Annotated in this window: 14 protein-coding genes and 1 pseudogene; 8 read left to right on the top strand and 7 right to left on the bottom strand. The window is 35.4% G+C overall.

What is annotated here, in order from left to right:
* Nucleotides 1–185 precede the first annotated feature (185 nt).
* Nucleotides 186–2,366 carry a TonB-dependent receptor gene (locus tag I5168_RS02680; RefSeq protein ID WP_338349884.1) on the top strand — a complete coding sequence of 727 codons (2,181 nt, stop codon included), beginning with the start codon at nt 186–188 and terminating at the stop codon, nt 2,364–2,366.
* A gap of 60 nt (nt 2,367–2,426) precedes the next feature.
* Here I5168_RS02680 and I5168_RS02675 read toward each other — a convergent pair whose 3' ends face one another.
* From I5168_RS02675 to I5168_RS02660, 4 genes and pseudogenes are all read right to left on the bottom strand, one after another.
* Nucleotides 2,427–2,735: a hypothetical protein gene (locus I5168_RS02675; RefSeq protein WP_431472774.1), complete on the bottom strand. Its 309-nt coding sequence runs from the start codon at nt 2,733–2,735 to the stop codon at nt 2,427–2,429.
* Nucleotides 2,736–2,783: 48 nt separating this feature from the next.
* Nucleotides 2,784–3,302: pseudogene (locus I5168_RS02670) on the bottom strand (hypothetical protein); the annotation flags it as partial.
* Nucleotides 3,303–3,348: 46 nt separating this feature from the next.
* Nucleotides 3,349–3,738 (bottom strand): hypothetical protein, encoded by a 390-nt coding sequence (locus I5168_RS02665; RefSeq protein ID WP_431472354.1) that lies wholly within the window; start codon nt 3,736–3,738, stop codon nt 3,349–3,351.
* Nucleotides 3,739–4,054: 316 nt separating this feature from the next.
* Nucleotides 4,055–4,483 carry a Rieske (2Fe-2S) protein gene (locus I5168_RS02660; RefSeq protein ID WP_042276271.1) on the bottom strand — a complete coding sequence of 143 codons (429 nt, stop codon included), beginning with the start codon at nt 4,481–4,483 and terminating at the stop codon, nt 4,055–4,057.
* Between the two features lie 192 nt (nt 4,484–4,675).
* Between I5168_RS02660 and greA the strand changes: the two genes are divergently transcribed.
* The 3 genes from greA to I5168_RS02645 are packed head-to-tail and all read left to right on the top strand — an operon-like array spanning nt 4,676 to nt 5,799.
* Entirely contained in the window at nt 4,676–5,149 is a 474-nt protein-coding gene (gene greA, locus I5168_RS02655) for a transcription elongation factor GreA (protein WP_085775595.1), read from the top strand.
* Nucleotides 5,149–5,547 (top strand): HIT family protein, encoded by a 399-nt coding sequence (locus I5168_RS02650; protein WP_431472353.1) that lies wholly within the window; start codon nt 5,149–5,151, stop codon nt 5,545–5,547. The genes greA and I5168_RS02650 overlap by 1 nt, the downstream gene beginning before the upstream one ends.
* Nucleotides 5,548–5,553: 6 nt before the next feature.
* A complete protein-coding gene (locus I5168_RS02645; protein ID WP_431472352.1) occupies nt 5,554–5,799 on the top strand; it encodes an SRPBCC family protein in 246 nt (81 codons plus the stop codon).
* Here I5168_RS02645 and I5168_RS02640 read toward each other — a convergent pair.
* On the bottom strand, nt 5,792–6,241 hold the full coding sequence (locus I5168_RS02640) for a nucleoside deaminase (RefSeq protein ID WP_042276262.1): 450 nt from the start codon (nt 6,239–6,241) through the stop codon (nt 5,792–5,794). The two genes, I5168_RS02645 and I5168_RS02640, sit on opposite strands and share 8 nt — an antisense overlap.
* Before the next feature lie 140 nt (nt 6,242–6,381).
* On the opposite strand from I5168_RS02640, the gene I5168_RS02635 reads away from it, so the two are divergent.
* On the top strand, nt 6,382–8,178 hold the full coding sequence (locus I5168_RS02635; RefSeq protein ID WP_431472351.1) for a 1-deoxy-D-xylulose-5-phosphate synthase: 1,797 nt from the start codon (nt 6,382–6,384) through the stop codon (nt 8,176–8,178).
* Here I5168_RS02635 and I5168_RS02630 read toward each other — a convergent pair.
* Nucleotides 8,164–10,965, bottom strand: coding sequence for a T9SS type A sorting domain-containing protein (locus I5168_RS02630; RefSeq protein ID WP_105018165.1), 2,802 nt, complete (start codon nt 10,963–10,965; stop codon nt 8,164–8,166). The two genes, I5168_RS02635 and I5168_RS02630, sit on opposite strands and share 15 nt — an antisense overlap.
* Nucleotides 10,966–10,989: 24 nt before the next feature.
* Nucleotides 10,990–12,327, bottom strand: a complete 1,338-nt coding sequence (gene dgt, locus I5168_RS02625) for a dGTP triphosphohydrolase (RefSeq protein WP_105018166.1) — start codon at nt 12,325–12,327, stop codon at nt 10,990–10,992.
* A gap of 155 nt (nt 12,328–12,482) precedes the next feature.
* Between dgt and I5168_RS02620 the strand changes: the two genes are divergently transcribed.
* The 3 genes from I5168_RS02620 to I5168_RS02610 all read left to right on the top strand — a co-directional run bounded on the left by I5168_RS02620 (nt 12,483) and on the right by I5168_RS02610 (nt 18,888).
* Complete coding sequence (locus I5168_RS02620) at nt 12,483–15,209, top strand: TonB-dependent receptor (RefSeq protein WP_181072540.1); 2,727 nt, start codon at nt 12,483–12,485, stop codon at nt 15,207–15,209.
* A 91-nt stretch (nt 15,210–15,300) separates the two neighbouring features.
* Entirely contained in the window at nt 15,301–16,449 is a 1,149-nt protein-coding gene (locus I5168_RS02615; protein WP_105018168.1) for a hypothetical protein, read from the top strand.
* Nucleotides 16,450–16,632: 183 nt separating this feature from the next.
* The gene (locus I5168_RS02610; RefSeq protein ID WP_105018169.1) at nt 16,633–18,888 is read left to right on the top strand and encodes an inorganic phosphate transporter; all 2,256 of its coding nucleotides are present in this window, start codon (nt 16,633–16,635) and stop codon (nt 18,886–18,888) included.
* Nucleotides 18,889–19,011: the final 123 nt, after the last annotated feature.

Genomic DNA, 19,011 nt, shown 5'->3' with positions numbered 1-19,011 from the left:
GCTGAGATTATACCCGAGGAACCTGGGCAGGTAATGCTGCCAAGGGATATTCTTTAAAGTTGGTGATTGTTATGCTTTCGCGAAAGCGTAATTATCCACTTAATTAAAGGAAAAGACATTCCTCTTAAATTTTTAATTAACAAGACCGAATAGATGCCCCTTTTATTTGAACGAAAAAGTTCAAAATGAAGTATTTATCAGTCGCTGTATTGACCTTACTAGGATTAGGCGTCACAGCACAAAACACACAAGTATCCGATACTACCAATGCCGAAAAGTTGGATGAGGTTCTTGTAAAAGCCGTTCGTGTAAACGCAAACTCACCAATCACACACAGCAACGTGTCCAAAGAGGAACTTGCAAAGCGTAATTTAGGACAAGATATCCCTACATTACTTAATTTTTTACCATCTGTTGTTACCACTAGTGACGCTGGTGCTGGTATAGGTTATACCAGTTTAAGAGTGCGTGGTGTAAGTTCACAATCTACCAATGTTACTATTAATGGTATTCCCTATACCGATGCAGAATCTCTAGGTACGTTTTGGGTAAATTTAGGGGACTTTTCATCTTCTGTTGAAAGTTTACAATTACAAAGAGGTGTAGGAACATCTACTAACGGTAGTGGAGCATTTGGTGCAAGTATTAATTTGTTGACTGATGCGGTTAATAAAAACGCTACTGGCCAAATTGCAAATAGTTATGGTAGCTTTAATAGTAGAAAGCATACTTTAAAGTTCTCTACAGGATTACTTAATGAACATTTTGAAATATCAGGAAGGTTATCTAACATAGCATCAGATGGGTATATCGATAGAGCGTCAACCGATTTAAAATCGTATTACCTACAAGGCTCCTATGTTGATGATAATACACTGATCAAGGCCATAACTTTTGCCAACGAAGAGGTTACTTACCAATCTTGGTTCGGTATCGATGGAGATCAATTAAGAGAAGACCGCAGGTTCAATCCTGCTGGTCAATATGAAGATGAAAACGGTGTTACACAATTTTATGATCGTGAAGTTGATGATTATAAACAAGATCATTATCAGTTACATTGGAATGAACGTTTCAATAACAATTGGTCATCAAATGTAGGTTTGAACTATACCTATGGCAGAGGTTTCTTTGAGCAGTATAGAGAGGATGATGATTTCAGTACCTACGGTTTTGATGAATTAACGGTTGATGGTCAGGTGGTTAATACTACTGATCTCATACGCAGAAGATGGTTAGATAATGACTATTATGTGGTTAATGCAAACGTTAATTACAAGGACAATAAGATGGATATTTTGTTAGGAACATCTTTTAGTCACTATGATGGAGATCACTTCGGTGAGGTTATATGGGCGCGATTTGCTAGTCAAAGTGAAATTAGAGACCGTTATTATGAAGGAAATGGTAAGAAAAATGATTTTTCAACCTTTGCCAAAGGAACCTTTAAACTCGATGATAGATTTCAATTATATCTAGATGCGCAAGTAAGAAATGTTAACTACGAGACATCGGGTATAAATTCAAATCTTACTATGTTTAATGTAGATGAGAACTATTTATTCTTCAATCCAAAAGCAGGATTGACTTATTCAATTGATTCAAATGATGATTTATACTTCTCTTATGCAAGAGCTAGTAGAGAACCTAATAGAGATGATTTTGAGAATAATCCTGATATAGAGCCAGAACGTTTAAATGATTTTGAACTGGGATGGCGTCATAAAAAAAATAAGATTGCCTTTAATGCAAATGCCTACTTCATGTATTACGAGGAGCAACTTGTTCTTACTGGTGAAATCAATGACGTAGGTGCTGCATTAAGAGATAATAGTGGCGAGAGTTATAGACTAGGTTTAGAATTAGAAACTGCCATTCAATTATCTGATGAGTTCACATTACAAACCAATGTTACTTTAAGCTCAAATAAGAACCTGGATACTGTAGTTTCTAGAGATGGAGAGCTAGTTGACTTAGGATCTACAGATATCGCTTTTTCACCTAATATAGTAGGAGCAAATCAGCTTACTTACCAACCTAGTGAAGCCTTTCAAGTAAGTTTATTGACCAAGTTTGTAGGAGAACAATTTATGAGTAATACAGAAGCTGATTTATCAAGGTTAGATAGTTATTCAACCACTGACATCAACTTTATATACACTCTTAAAACTAAATCCATTTTTGATTCAATAGTTTTTACTGGATTGATTAATAATATCTTTAATGAGAAGTACGTCTCAAATGGTTATTATTTCACATTTGATGACACGTGGTCTAATCCAAATACAATTACTACAATTGAAGGTGTAGGTTATTATCCACAAGCTGGAATCAACTTTTTAGCAGGAGTAACGCTTAATTTCTAACGAGGAAATTTCTTTTAAATAAAAAACCGTTTTCTAACAAAATAGAAAACGGTTTTTAGTTTATTTATGTTTTACTGTAATTAATTTGTTACTTTCTAAACTATCTATAAAACTTTCAATCTGAAAATTTAAAGAATGAAAATCTGCTTTAAATTTATAATATGTATAAGGATTGCGTTCCGTGTATTCGTAATTTTTTAGCACTGGATAGAAAACTTTTAAATCTTCTAGCACTCTAGTTATTCTGCAATTTTCGCACTGTATACCGTCCTTGCTAACTTCTGATACACTTGTTTTAATCGACTTAGGAACTTGTTGTATCTCGAATTTAAAATCTTTAGACGCTACTGTACGTAAAGACGTTTTCATAAAAAATGTATTGTATATCATCGGGAGCAAAAAGCATAAATTCCAGAACGAGTGGAACAATATAGAAACAGCCAGATTAAATTTTTTTAAGAGAACTATGGAAAATAGACCAAGGGAAAACCTCAATAAAAAAGAGCCTACATATTGAAAATCAAAAAATACAAACTCATCAAAATGAAATGTAGCAAATAAAAATGCGGAAAAATAATACAATATGATGGAACCTTTCTTTCTGTATATAAAATATAGCACAAGAAAAATACTCAATATCAACAGTTTTATAAGACTCACTTGAAGTATGAATAAGTGAATTAGTATCAACAAACCTATTGAGAAATATTGCAGAATCTTTTTTCTTAAGAATGAACCTCTAAATAAAAATTCTTCGTAGAACGGTACAACCACTATAGAAACAATAAGAAATAACTCTATAGATAAATTGTTGAAAATACCGTTAATCAAATTTGATGGAGTGTTATACGAAAGGGATGACAGTACTAGAATTAAACCTATTATGAAGGTCAAAACACTAATAGACGTAATTTGTTTCCACTGAAATTTATCCATGATCAAAAAGTTAGGTGTGCTGCAATGAACAATATACCATTATTTTTTACCTACATTCAAATTCACATGCTATGGTTTCTCCAAACCAATTATCTACAACTTCAGATGTAACTGATTGAACATTTCCAGCTCCGCATGCATCTTCCGCAGTCTCACCACAATTAATAGATTCAGCAGGTGTAAATACTTCCATAATTTCCGAAATAAGTCCAGCACCCGAAACCCAACATGGGACACAAGGACCACTTTCAACTACAACGTTGAAATTTGATTGAGCATCACTTACGGTTACAATATCTTGCCCATTAAAAGCAACTATATCAAAAATTTTACCATCATTTGAAATATTGACTAATTTAATGTAATCATTATGTGATTCTGAAAATATTACTACTTCATTACTCTGTTCATCGTAAACATATGTTCCACTAGGCATTGTTTTAGTATAATTATACTGAAATATATCATTTATATAATAATCTATACTTGAATCAACATTGAAAACAAATTTTTCGCAACCAACTTGTAATTCCTGAACACTTTTAAGAGCCGCAAATAAAATTAGATTAATTCCTACTCTATTAGGTGCTTTTCAGAGTTCCGCGCACTATTAATTGTCATGACAGAAGTAATTTAAGTTTTAAATCCGGTATTCCAAATCATTTTGAAATGTATTGAACACCAAAGTAGGAAAACCCTAGATTAGTCCATATCCTTTCTAATCATAAGGTTTGTAGCTATACTTGATCTAATCAATTTGAAACGGTAATAATATTTCCATTGCGCACTACACGATATGCCTTCATGCCATATTCTCCATTGCCTTCTAAAGGTTGACCGTTGATTAGGCTATATTTATTATTATCTGTAGGGCATGGGCAACTAGCTTCAATACCATTTATTTCCATTCTAGAACATTCATTAGGTGTATGGTTAGGATCGCTTAAATCAAAGGCAAAATAATCTCTATTGTTTGAATTATAGACCACAATACCACGATTCCCAAAACCCGAAACCTCAACCGTGTTACCGGGAAAGTTTAAACCACTATATTGAGGTAAGGATGTGTTCAACTCGACTGCAAACCCTAGATCCAGTAAGTTAGGATTACGATTGCGCAACTCGTCGTCCTCACAGGATATAAAACCCAAAACAATTAAAATTAATTTCCAATTTTTCATAGCTTTTTTTAAAATGAGTGTAAATGTATAACGCAAACTTAGTTATTTCGTATATTTGATTTAGAATCCCGCAGCAATGATGGGATTTTCTTATTTATGGAACAACCTGTGTGATGTTTGAACATGATGGCGTAGTTATTCCGCTTTCGCGAAAGCGAAATACGACACAAGCATCCACATAAAAATATCATTATGAGTAATGTATCATACTATACGGAAGAAGGTCTAAAGAAATTAAAAGACGAATTAAAGCAACTAAAAGACGTTGAACGTCCAAAGGCATCACAAGCTATCGCCGAGGCAAGAGATAAAGGTGATTTGAGTGAAAATGCCGAATATGACGCAGCCAAAGAGGCTCAAGGCTTGCTCGAGATGAGAATTTCAAAACTAGAACAAGTCGTAGCTAACGCTAGGATTATTGATGAGAACAGCCTGGATTTATCCAAAGCACTTATTCATAGCACTGTTAAGATTAAAAATTTGAACAACAACATGGTGATGAATTACAAACTTGTTGCTCAAAGCGAGGCAGATCTAGCTAAGGGATACATCTCAGTCGATTCTCCTATAGGTAAAGGACTTTTGGGTAAGGAAGTTGGTCAAGTGGCCGAAGTTCAAGTTCCTGTAGGAACCATTAAATTAGAAATACTGGAAATAAGTAGGTAATGAGTATTTTTTCTAAAATTATCACTGGTGAAATTCCTTGTCATAAGGTGGCAGAAAATGAGAATTTTCTAGCTTTTCTAGATATTAATCCAAATGCTCCTGGACATACTCTATGTATACCAAAAAAGGAAGTGAACAAACTATTTGATCTAGAAAAGCAAGAGTATGACGATCTAATGAGTTTCTCAAGAGAGGTCGCTTTAATATTAAGACAAGAGGTTACTTGTGAACGTATAGGAATGTCGGTTATTGGATTAGAAGTACCACACGTTCATGTACATTTAATTCCCATACGTACGATGGATGATATGCGTTTCTCGTCAAAAGTAAGTATGTCACAAGATGAGATGAGTGAGCTGGCTACTAGATTAAGTAAGAGATATTTTAACGGGAACTAGGCTTATATGCCTGTAATTAAAATAGAAACACGTATTAAAGGCGATGTGAAAGTTGTTTTTGATCTAGCCAGAAGCATAGATTTTCATCTTATTTCAACATCTGGTAGCAAGGAACGCGCGATCGCTGGAAAAACTAGTGGATTAATAGAGGAAGGTGAGTTAGTTACTTGGCGAGCCAAGCATTTGGGTGTTTATCAAAATTTGACTTCAAAGGTTACTCTTCTACAAAGACCAAATTATTTTGCTAATTAAGCGCTCTTTTTCTTCTGAAGAACTCCGTCATCAAGGCAGCACATTCATTTTCTAATATACCACTTACAACTTCAGTTTTAGGGTGAAGTTGAGTTCCCATATTCCTGTATCCTCGTGAGCTGTCGCTAGCGCCAAAAACTATCTTGCTTATTTGTGACCAGTACAATGCGCCGGCACACATTTGACAAGGTTCTAGTGTGATATACATAGTACAATCTTTAAGATATTTGCCACCTAGAAAACTAGCGCCAGCTGTAATAGCTTGCATTTCGGCATGAGCGGTAACATCGTTTAATGTTTCGGTTAAATTGTGTCCTCGTGCTATGATTCTATTTTGTGTAACGATGATAGCACCTACCGGTATTTCATTGCGGTCAAGAGCTTCTTGAGCTTCTTGAATCGCTTTTTTCATAAAGTAAATATCGTCGTAAGGTTCAATCATGCTGTAAAAGTAGTAGAACTATTACTATCTAAATGTAAGTTACGTGATAACTTTGTACAAAATATAGGTGCAATAGGACTATACAGCCTTAATTAAAGAGGTAGTAGTAAATTCCCAACGATAAGAATTACCTTTGACTCATGCAGGAAACATTGCTTTCTAGGATAGAAGATCCATGTGATTTAAGACGCTTTCGCGAAAGCGAACTCACCCAAATTGCTCAAGAGCTAAGAGATTATATCATAGAAATAATTTCTCAGAAGGAAGGACATTTAGGAGCTAGTTTAGGAGTAATAGAGCTTACTATAGCGTTGCATTATGTCTTTGATACACCTAATGATTTATTAGTTTGGGATGTAGGTCATCAAGCTTATGGCCATAAGATTTTGACGGGCCGCAGAGAAGCGTTTAAAACTAACCGTGATTATGGTGGATTATCCGGTTTTCCAAAAATTGATGAGAGCATCTACGATACATTTGGTGTAGGACACAGCTCTACAGCTATAAGTGCAGCATTAGGAATGGCGATAGCCAGTAATTTATCAAACTCGTCAAAAAAACATATAGCCGTTGTAGGAGATGCTAGTATAGCTAGTGGTATGGCATTTGAAGCGCTCAACCACGCCGGAGTAAGTAACGTAGATTTATTAGTTATACTAAACGACAATGCCATAGGTATTGATCCTAGTGTAGGAGCTCTTAAAGAGTACTTAACCACTACCAAATCTGGAAAAGAAACAGGACAAGATAATATTTTTGAAGCGCTCAAATTTGATTATTCGGGACCTATTGATGGCCATGATATGAATGGTTTATTACGTGAGCTGAAGAGGCAAAAAACTCTTAATGGCCCACGTTTATTGCATATAAGAACTGTTAAAGGAAAAGGTCTAAAGCAGGCTGAAATTGATCAAGTAAGATATCACGCTCCTGGTAAATTTGATAAGATAACGGGTGATCTTACACCTAGTGATACGAGTATGTTACCGCCAAAATTCCAAGATGTTTTTGGTCATACGCTTGTTGAACTTGCAGAAGCTAATGATAAGATAATAGGCATAACGCCTGCAATGCCTACTGGTAGCTCTATGAAAATCATGATGCAAGCATTTCCTGATCGAGCATTTGATGTAGGAATAGCAGAGCAGCATGCTGTGACATTGGCAGCTGGGATGGCCACACAAGGATTAATTCCTTTTTGTAATGTGTACTCAACATTTTTACAAAGGGCTTATGATCAGGTGATTCACGACGTGGCGTTGCAAAAATTACCCGTGATCTTTTGTTTGGATAGGGCAGGACTTGTAGGAAAAGATGGGCCTACACATCATGGGGTTTTTGACCTTGCCTATCTTAATTGTATACCCGATTTAATTATAGCTGCGCCTATGGATGCGATGGAGTTAAGAAGTATGATGTTCACTGCTTCTTTAGGGTTGGATTTACCTATTGCTATACGTTATCCTAGAGGTCGATGTCATTCAATAAATTGGCGATCTACCTTGGGAAAAATTTCAATTGGTACATCTAGAACTTTGTCTAGAGGTAAAAAGGTTGCTGTATTAACCTTGGGACCTATTGGGGTTACCGTGCAAAAACTTATTCTAGAAAATCAATTATCCGTAACTCACATTGACGTTCGCTTTTTAAAACCACTTGACAAGAATATGTTACAATCGGTTTTTGAATCTCATGAGCATATTGTAACTATTGAAGATGGTAGTTTGATAGGAGGATTGGGATCCACTATAAAAAATTATGCTTTTTCAAATCCATCAATCGGTGATGAATCCAAAAAAGCATATTCTGTCAAAATCCATTCTTTAGGAATTCCAGACACATTTATAAGTCATGGCCCTACAGAACAATTGTATAAAGAGGTAAGTATAGATGAGGAATCTATACTAAATCTACTTAGCAAGTTACTTAATCAGTAGTTTGGTACTTATTGCAATGTTGTCTTTATAAGCACTTAAAATATAGTAACCTGATTTTAAGTTTAATTGTACTTGAGAACCTTGTTTGCTAAGCGTCATATTCTCTTTTGACCAAACTCTGCGACCGTTTAAATCATGTAGCTTTACATCATATGTATTTTCCAATTCACTGTGAATTGAAAAAGTTCCATTTGACACAGTTGGTGTAACAAAAATTTCATTGGAAATTTCGTTACTGTCAGTTATGCTTGCTGTATCTAAAGTACCAGTAAATAGTCCTCTACCATGAGTAGCTGCTAATACTGTGTTGTCGCTGGCTCGATAGTCTAGATCAACTACTTTAACGTTAGTCATACCATTAATTGCTGGAATCCAGTTAGGTGAAGTGCTATTAAAATTTGATGAGGTGTAAACTCCTAATTCGGTTCCTATAAGAACTTCTCCTGGTAATAATGGATTTGGAAGAATTGTTTTTACGGGAATATCTGGTAAATCACCATCCTTGAGATCCCAGGTCGTACCACCGTCGTTCGTGTAATAAATATTATTCACACCATAATTATGCATGGTTAGATAAATTTCTTGTTCTGTAGCTCCAAATTCAATATCAGAAACGCTACCCAGCAATCCAGCAGGACGAATATTGTTCCATACAGGTGTAGTTGTAATATTACTTACTCGGTATAAATTCGATCTTTCAGTTCCTACATATAAAACTGGATTACCGTTAGCAAAAGGTGAAGCTTTCATTGCCGTTGGTCTATCGCTGGTTATTTGAGTATTTGTAATCGTATTACAATTTGAAGATGAATTAAATAATTCACATACTTCAATACCATTACTACCATTGAATGTTCTACTATTTGCAAATAAGTAATTATTGACCTTGTCTAGTTCTGCAACATTAATGAAATCTCCAGTACCACCTGCATTATCGCCGCAATTTGGAGAGGTTATGCAATATCTAAAACTATAACCTGGATAGGTGTAATACCTATGATTATTATATTGGGTAGAAACTACTACGTATCCGTCTGCACCATCAATGTCTGCATGTGCCCCATCACCACCAACAGCTTCTATAAATGAGTTTGCTCCAGGTTGAGCGTTATTTACTCTAAGAGTACCATTGTCTTGAGTACCGCCTACAAAGTCGTCTCCTCCTGCAGCTCCATTTTCATCTATTGCAGCATAATAAAATTGAGTAATATTTAAATTATTATTTCTATTTTGGATGACATTTACATTGGTAGGAGCGCTACTATAACTACTTACATAAGAGCATCCTCCATCTGATCCTATTAAGCCTTCATTAGAATTTCCAGGTCGAAAACTGATTGCATGAATATCCGCGTGAACAAATGGTGCAGGTATTGAACTTAGACCATTACCATTTGTCCATTTCGATATTTGTCTCCAACTATTTCCTCCATCAGTACTTCGGAAAGAATCAATTCCTCCAGCATATATTATTTGATCATTATTGGGGTCTACTTCAATAACCAAATCATAAAATGCTTGTCCTCTGGTGAAGTCTGTTGCAGGGATGGTCACATCGGCATCATTTGGTTCGTTCATTGGATTTAAAGTAGCAAAATCATCAGTAGTAATATATAGATCACCTTGGTTGCTTCCTGTTTGAACAGCAACATAAAACAAATTAGAGTTGGTTTTTGATGCAGCTAGTTCTACACGATCCGCTCCAGGAATGACATCTGCAAGTAGCCATGTAGTACCGTTAGTACTTCTATATACTCTACCAGCTCCTTGATTGTTTATTGGTGATCCTATGGTTCCAAAGTAAAGTTCGTTATCTGCCGCAATTGCAAAATCATTTGGAATAACGTAATAGGTGTCACCGTTAGCAGTGTATCTTAATAACGGTCCATCTACACGAGTCCAGTTACTACCGGCATCAGTACTTCTATACAAACCAGCATTTTGTGCTCCTAGTGTATTGTTTGGATTACTTATATTAAAGTTAGGTGATACATAATCTTCACCACCTATTCCCACGTATACTTCAGATGTTCCATTTACATTTCTAACGATTACATCTGTCACATAGAAAATTCCAGATTTAAATAAATTCCCTGAAACTGTTACATCCGTACCACTGGCAGCTGGAATAGGAACTTCATTCCACGTTAAACCACCATCGGTTGTTTTGTAAAGACCGTTACCAACAGCCGCTCCAGAAGTATAAATTTCTCCTGTCCCTATATACATGGTTAATGGATCGTTGGGATCTATTGCATAACAACTTACATTAAGATTAGATGCTACACCAGGGATTGTAGTCCATGAAGAGTTTGCATCGGTAACATCCTCGTTAACCCACAATCCGCCTCCTACACCACCTGCGAAAGCACGGTTGTAATCTATTCCATCACCATTATTAGGTCCAACATCGTTCGGGTCAAAGAAAACTACATGAGTGCGACCACCGATATTATTTGGTCCACGATCTTCCCAACTTCTAGAGTTTCCTGGAACACTTTTAGCAATTTCAAGATCCTTATTTATTAGCTTAACTTTCTCTGGAGTAGGTCTACCCAGACTAGGGTTCATGGTTAACAGGTATTCTCTTTCATAATACGCGTTTGGTGGAAGACCTTGTTTTTTTCTATCTTCTCTGGATAATTGTATAGTTTGGTTAAAAGGATGAATATCTAGAAAAGCTTCGTGTTGCTCTCTATCTTCTTTGATTTGGGTAGTATCGTTATTGCCACAAGAATAAAGAAAGGCAAACGACATGATAATAAGTAACTTACTAAGGGTTTTCATAGCCTGAATTTTGTATAAAAGTAATTAAGTTATTTTAGTTTGCCCGTTGATTATATGAAAAAGATTCATTGCTTTACTATCAGTAAGTGAAGCTACAAAGCCACAAGCGTTAAGCATGCATTCATATTCTGTTGTTCCCGATCTTAATTCTGTTCCACAGGCTTTATAAATCAATTGGTCGTAATGCGTCTCATTACCTTTATATTTATTGAGTTGAGCGATAATGGTAGCATGTAAAATATCTTGTATCATTTTATATCCTGCTAATTCCTTTTCGATGACTTCTGGGTGCTGGTAAACTCGTTCAATGGTGATTTTTAATATGTCGTCGATCTGTGGTTTGTAAGCAGATTTATCCATCAATGAACAAGTAAAATTACCATCCAAAATAGTTGATTCATTTTCCATGAATATCTTTACTGCATCATTGATCAGGCTATTAATTGCTAGTGATCTCAAATAGGTTAACCGTTCTTGTGTACCTGTAAGTTGAGTGTAGGTTTCAATCTTTATTGAATCCTTGACTAGTTTAATTAGTTGTTCCAAAGCATGATCTTCACTTATATAGCCTAGATTAATTCCATCTTCAAAATCAATAATAGTATAGCATATATCATCGGCGGCTTCAACAAGATATGTAAGTGGATGACGATGAAAAGGTTCCTGCTTATTTTCAGTTTTTAAACCTAATTCATTAACCACGTCATTAAAATGATCCACATCAGCTTGAAAAACGCCATATTTTTTCTGGGATATGTGTTTAGTAGGACGATGTGGTAATGATTCTTTAGGGTATTTAATGAATGCACCTAATGTTGCATAGGACAGACGTAGGCCACCAGGAGTTCCTGGGCTGTTTTGATTAAGTAGATGATATCCATTTGCATTTCCTTCATATAAGAGTAGGTCTTGTTTCTGCTTTCGCGAAAGCGTGTCCCATACCATCTTATCCACACGAGTATTAAAATAACTTCCTATTGCTTTTTCACCGCTGTGTCCAAATGGAGGATTTCCTATATCATGAGCCAGTGCGGCTGCAGCTACAATTGCCCCAAAATCTTGTTGTTTATAACCAAGTTCAACCAGATGTGGGTGTTTTTCTAATATTGCTTTCCCTGCCATTCGACCCAACGATCTGCCAACCACACTTACTTCTAGACTGTGAGTGAGTCTAGTATGTACAAATCCAGATTGACTAAGTGGTATTACTTGAGTTTTATCTTGAAGGGTTCTAAAAGGTTTAGAAAAAATAACCCTGTCATAATCCACCTCAAAACCTAATCGTAGTTCATCTTGCTGGTTTCTAGGCCTAGGCTTTTTGTCTCCAAATCTTTTAAGTGACAGTAATTGCTCCCAGTTCATACGGTACATTTTTTTGCAAGATAACGTTTTGAATGATTTGGTGATTACAATTTGAAATTTACTATTTCTTAACGTAAGAATCTATTAAAGTTAATGTTGAGGTAACCTTTGTACACGTATATCCTTAGTTCTTTTGCAAGATGAAATTTAATGTAATGAAAAAGTATTTTTTATTTAGCTTTTTACTTGTAAGCGCCTTATTGTCAGCTCAATCTGGTAAGGTAGCAGGATTAGTAACCGACGCTGATTTTGAGAACGAACCACTTGCCTTTGCTTCTGTAGCGTTGAAGGGGACTTCTTTAGGTGCACAAACTGATATGGATGGAAATTACAGTATTACAGCACCGGTAGGGACTTACACTGTAATTTTTACGTATGTAGGTATGCAAACTGTCGAAATCGAAAATATTGAAGTTAAGGCTGGATTTACAACAACGGTAAATACTCCTATGACAGCTAAAGCGGACCAGCTTACTGAAATCCAAATTACTGTAGCAAAAACAAGAGAGAGTGAAGAGGCTCTTATCCAAGAAAAGAAAAACTCAGTAACTATTGTACAGTCGATAGGTGCAGAGGAGCTATCTAAAAAAGGGGTAAGTGATGCAGAAGGCGCAGTTACTAAAGTAAGTGGTGTGAGTAAGCAATCTGGTGTGAAAAATGTTTTTGTACGTGGATTAGGTGATCGCTATAACTCAACTACTCTTAATGGTTTGCCATTACCATCTGATGATCCAGAATATAAAAATATTTCATTGGATTTCTTTGGTTCAGATTTGTTAGAAACAGTTGATATTAATAAAGTATATACGTCAAACATCACTGGTGACAACGCAGGTGCTAATATTAATATAGATTTAAAAGGTTTGTCCGGTCGCAAAGCGTTTGGATTTGGTCTTTCTACTGGTGTGAACTCTCAAACTGTTGGAGAGGATTTTAAGAGTATTGATGGCGAGGGATATTTTGGGTTCAGTGATTCTAATATTCCCGTAAATAATCTTGCCGTATATGGATTTGAAAATAATCTTGCTCCTAACACGAACAGTTTTGCTCCTAATGTAGGCTTCTCTGTAATGGGAGGAAGAAGAATTGATATAGGTGATAATTATTTAAATGTATATGGATTATTAACCTTTGATAATGGTTATAGATTTTTAGAAAGAGAAGTGAAAAACACTACTAGTAATGGTTCTTTATTTTTTGATGTAGAAGGTCAAAATTATAATTATGATACCCAACAGATAGGAATGGTAAACTTGGATTATCGAATGGGTAAAAATAATATTGAATTCATTTCTCTTTACATCCATAAAAACACACAAAGTTTTCAGGAGTACGAAGGTATAAACAACCCAGAACAAGATGGTGATAGAGTTTATATCAATAGACAGCAAACTAATGATAACAATCTTTTCGTAAATCAATTGTTGGGAAGATTTGACCTGTCTGAAAAGCTTGAATTAAAAGTTAAGGGAAGTTTTAATGCCATAAGAGGAAGTGAGCCTGATCGTCGTGATTTTCAATATCTTTTCCGAGATGGATTCTATAGTCCAGACGTTGATTCTGGTGGAAATAATCAACGTTATTTCAGTGAACTTCAAGAGAATGATTATAATGCTACAGTGAAGTTAAAATACAATTTGAACAAGGATATAGATAATGATCTATTAAACTATATCGAATTGGGTGGAGACTACCGCAATACACATCACGTGTTTAAAGCAACTGTTTTCAATCATACTTTTAACACACGTGTTGCCGTTGATATCAACAATCCAGATTCAATATACAATCAACCATCATTGACTGCTGGTGTTTTTAGACTAGAGACTGGGCGTGGTAGTGCTATCAATCCAGAAGCATTTACTCCTTTCTTCTACATAGGAGATAAGTCTACAATTGCAGGAAATTTGAATTATGTTAAAGCGTTCAATGAAAAGTTCTTAATTAACGTAGGTGGTAGATTTGAAAATATTAATCAAGAAGTTGAATACAATACCAACATTGCACGTAGCTCTATAAATGGTCCTTCTGAAATAAATGAAAGCTTCTTCTTACCGAGTTTGGGTGTTAAATACACCATTGATGAAGAAAATATCGTTAGACTAGGAGCTAGTCAAACTTACATGTTGCCTAGGTTTAAGGAGATTGCTCCTTTTAGATATGATGGAGTTCAGTTTGCTATTCAAGGTAATCCAGATCTAGAAATATCTAACATTATCAACCTAGATGTAGCATATGAATTTTACCCTTCAAAAGGTGAATTAATCTCATTAACTGGTTTTTATAAGAATATCTCAGATCCAGTTTCACGAGTTGAGATTCCATCTGCAGGAAATACTTTAACGTATTTAAATGTAGGTGAAAAAGCAACAGTTTTAGGTATTGAGCTTGAAGCTAAAAAAGATTTTGTGACTAAGGAGATGACTACCCTTAATGATGTAGTAAGAGAATCTAAACTATCTGGAGGAATTACTGCTTCTTATATCAATAGTAAGCAAGATCTAGATAATCCACTAGCACAATTTTCTGAGGATTCGACAGAATTACAAGGAGCTGCACCATTTTTGATTAATGCAGATATTAATTATAACACATTCATAGGAACTAGCAACCTAAATACAGCTTTAGTTTTCAGTTACTTCAGTGATAGAGTATACTCTGTGGGAACAAGAGGATTTGAAAACATTACAGAAAAAGGAGTTCCAACATTGGATTTTGTAAGTAGTTTAAAATTAGGTGATAATAGTAAAATATCCCTTAAAGCAAGAAACCTGCTTAATCCAAAGATTCAATTAGAACGTGATGGTGAATTAGGTAACGTTGTGTTAAGCAATTATAAACGTGGAGTTGACATTAGCCTAGGTTATAGCTACCAATTTTAAAAGTTTGATAAAGTTTAGATAACATTAATCGTATAATAACGATTCATATTTGCACAACTAAATTTTTTAAAAATTAACTAACACGATTACAATGAAAAAAGCAATCTTATCTTTATTAACTGTTGCAGCACTTACTTTCACATCTTGTGAAACTGATGATGATGTAAATGGTGGTGGAAACGGTAACAACAACGACCTAAATCTTTCTGGAAACTTAACTGAAGACAGAACATTAACTGCAGGTAACGCATACGTATTAAACGGCCCATTGTTTGTGAAAAATGGTGCTACATTAACAATCGAAGAAGGAACTACTATTACAGCTCAGGCTGGTGGTACTGATGTTTACTTACTAGTAGAAAGAGGTGGAAGAATCGTTGCAGATGGTAGTCCATCAGCTCCTATACGCTTTACAGCTAGCTCACAAACTCCTGCTGCTTGGGGTGGAGTTATCATAAATGGTAACGCATGGATTTCTGGACAAAACCCAGCTGGACAAAACGAAGCTGGTACCGAGGTTAACACTGGTGTATTATTTGGTGGAAATAATGATACTGAAGATTCAGGTATCCTTGATCACGTGATCATTGAATATACAGGAGCACGTATTGATGGTAGTGCAGAACATAATGGGCTTACATTAAATGGTGTAGGATCTGGAACAACTTTGTCTAACATCTGGATTAAAGATGGTGATGATGATGCAATTGAATTCTTTGGAGGTTCTGTAAACGCTTCAAACATTTTTGTACTTAATGCAAAAGATGACATGTTCGATTTCACACAAGGTTATAGAGGTACTTGTACAAACTTATATGGTGTACGTGAGCCTGGTTATACAGCTGTTACTTCAGACCCACGTGGTATCGAGGCAGATGGTAACCTAGACGGTAACTCACCGACTGACAATGTACAATCAGACTTTACTGTTCAAGATATTACAATAATCAACAGCGGTAACAACGTAGAATTCTCAGATCTTATTAAAGTAAGAAGAGGAGCAACTGCAACTATCAACAACGCATTGGCATCTATTACGGGTACTGCTACAGCTTCTGACTTTATTGATTTAGAAGATAGTAGAGGTGATTCTACTAGCGCTACTGTGGTTAACGCTACTGCTGGTGGTAATGCTGATGGTACAGACGTTAAGAATGCTCCTGGAGCTACGGTAAATGTTTCAGCTTCAAATACAGGTGCTGATGCTTCAGTATTTGCTTGGACTGGTTATTCTTTCTAATAAGAAACAACACTATAGATAAATGAAAGAACCGCACAAGTGCGGTTCTTTTTTATTTAAATGATTTTAGTTTGGTTCGCTTTCGCGAAAGCGTAATGAATCTATCCTCAATATAAATAACGATTAGATAACATTGTAAAGGATTTTTTTAACGACTTTTGCGGGTCGAAAATTTGTACATAGATGCCAGATATTTATCTAATAATGCTCATCATTCTAGCAGGTCTAGCGATAACCGATCTAGTGGTAGGTGTGAGTAATGACGCTGTAAACTTCTTAAACAGTGCTATAGGTTCCAAGGCGATCAACTTTAAAACCATCATGATTATTGCGAGTGTGGGAATTGCTTTTGGAGCTCTTTCTTCCAGTGGAATGATGGAAGTTGCTCGTAAAGGAATATTCATTCCATCTCAATTTGATTTTAGTGAGGTGATGATCATTTTCATGGCGGTAATGATAACCGATGTGCTGTTGTTAGATTTTTTCAATACGATGGGATTGCCTACTTCTACAACAGTTTCTATTGTCTTTGAACTTTTAGGTGCGGCGGTTTGCATGTCTTTGATCAAAATTTCTCAAGTTGGAGAAGAATCCTTTCTAGACCTAGGTAAGTACATTGAATCAGACAAGGCTCTTCAAATAATCATGGGGATCTTGTTATCGGTCGTCATCGCCTTTACTATTGGAGCACTGGTGCAGTTTATTTCGCGCTTAATGCTCACCTTTGACTACCGTAAAAGGCCAGCTTTTTTTGCTGGAATTTTTGGTGGTTTATCACTTACTAGCTTGTTTTACTTCATCATAGTAAAAGGTCTTAAAGGAGCTGATCTAGGTAAGGTAGGCGAGATAATAGTAACAACTAGCGTTTCCAAGATTATTACGATTTCGGCTATTTTCTGGACCTTGTTCAGTTTTGTTTATGTCATTCTACTTAAAAAGGATATCTATAAACTAATAATAATCACGGGAACCTTTGGTCTTGCCATGGCTTTTGCAGGTAATGATTTAGTGAACTTTATTGGTGTGCCTATTGGTGCTTATCAAGCTTATGAATATGCTATCACACAGCCTGGAGATGTTTCTGGTGTTGCAATGGATTTTCTAGGGAACAAATTACCTTCTAATAAGTGGTTGTTAGTAGTGGCTGGTGTGATAATGGTAGCAACTCTATGGTTCTCATCAAAAGCCCAAGCGGTTGTTAAAACCTCAGTTGATCTTGCTAGACAAGATACAGGTACTGAACGATTCAAAGCTAATGCATTGTCAAGATTTTTAGTACGTTATTCATTAAGAGCTGCAGAAGGAATTCAGGCAATTTTACCAGAAAAAACATCAAATTATATATCATCGAGGTTTGAAAAAGTGGCGGAACTTGATGTAGTGCCTAAACACGAGGATAAGCCTGCATTTGATTATGTGCGTGCTAGTGTGAATTTAATGGTGGCAGCTATTTTAATCTCGGTTGCTACTTCTTACAAATTGCCTTTATCTACTACCTATGTAACTTTTATGGTTGCGATGGGTACTTCTCTTGCTGATCGTGCATGGGGTACTGAAAGTGCTGTTTATAGAATAGCAGGTGTTATTAATGTGATAGGCGGTTGGTTCTTTACAGCTTTTAGTGCTTTTACAGCTGCTGCGATAATGGCCTACTTAATTTATATAACTAATAACTATGCCATATTTCCATTAATTATATTGGCCGTGTTATTGCTATACCGTAGTTATTTAGCTCATAAAAAATCTGTTACTAAAATTAAAGAGACTGATGAGCTTAAAAAGGCAGAAAGTAAAACCATTCAAGGTATTATTCACGAGAGTTCTGATAATGTTTCAATGGTGTTTAAGCGATCAAAACGTATTTATAATAATACTCTAGAGGGTTTGATGTCTCAAGATTTAAGTGTTCTTAAATCTTCTAAAAAGGAAAGTAATAAGCTAGGTGAAGAAATAGACGATCTTAGGAATAATATTTTCTACTTTATAAAGAATCTTGATGAACAGAATCTAGGAGCGAGTAAATTTTACATTGAAGTTTTAGGACATCTTCAAGATATGACTCAGTCTTTGGACTTAATTACAAAGAATAGTACTAGACATATTAGTAATAATCACAAGAGTTTGAAGTTCAATCAAATGAAAGACCTGAAAGAGGTTATTACTGAAGTGAGTCAAATACTTAGAAAAGCAGAACAGACTTTTAAGAATAAAGAGTTTTCATCACTTGATGAAATTATAAGATCAAAACGTGAATTGCTTGCATTAGTCGATGCAAAAATCGATAGACAGGTTAAACGTACTAAGGATGATGAGCAATCTCCTAAGAATACTACCTTATATTTTAGCCTTTTGTTAGAAACTAGGGACTTGATTGAAACTACTATGCAAGTAGTAGAAGAGTATTATATACAGTACGATAAAAAAGTTGACTTAGAATAAAAGGATGACATCCTTTAATATAAAAAGCTCTGTATGTTCTACAGAGCTTTTTTTATAGTTGTTAGTTGATCATAGCAGATCTATTTATTTCTTCAGAACAACATTAATTTATCATCCAAATTA

The organism is Nonlabens sp. SCSIO 43208 (genome assembly GCF_050703575.1).
GTDB lineage: Bacteria > Bacteroidota > Bacteroidia > Flavobacteriales > Flavobacteriaceae > Nonlabens > Nonlabens tegetincola.
Note: the sequence above shows the minus strand (reverse complement) of the source record. Positions and strands in the feature narration are given on the sequence as shown.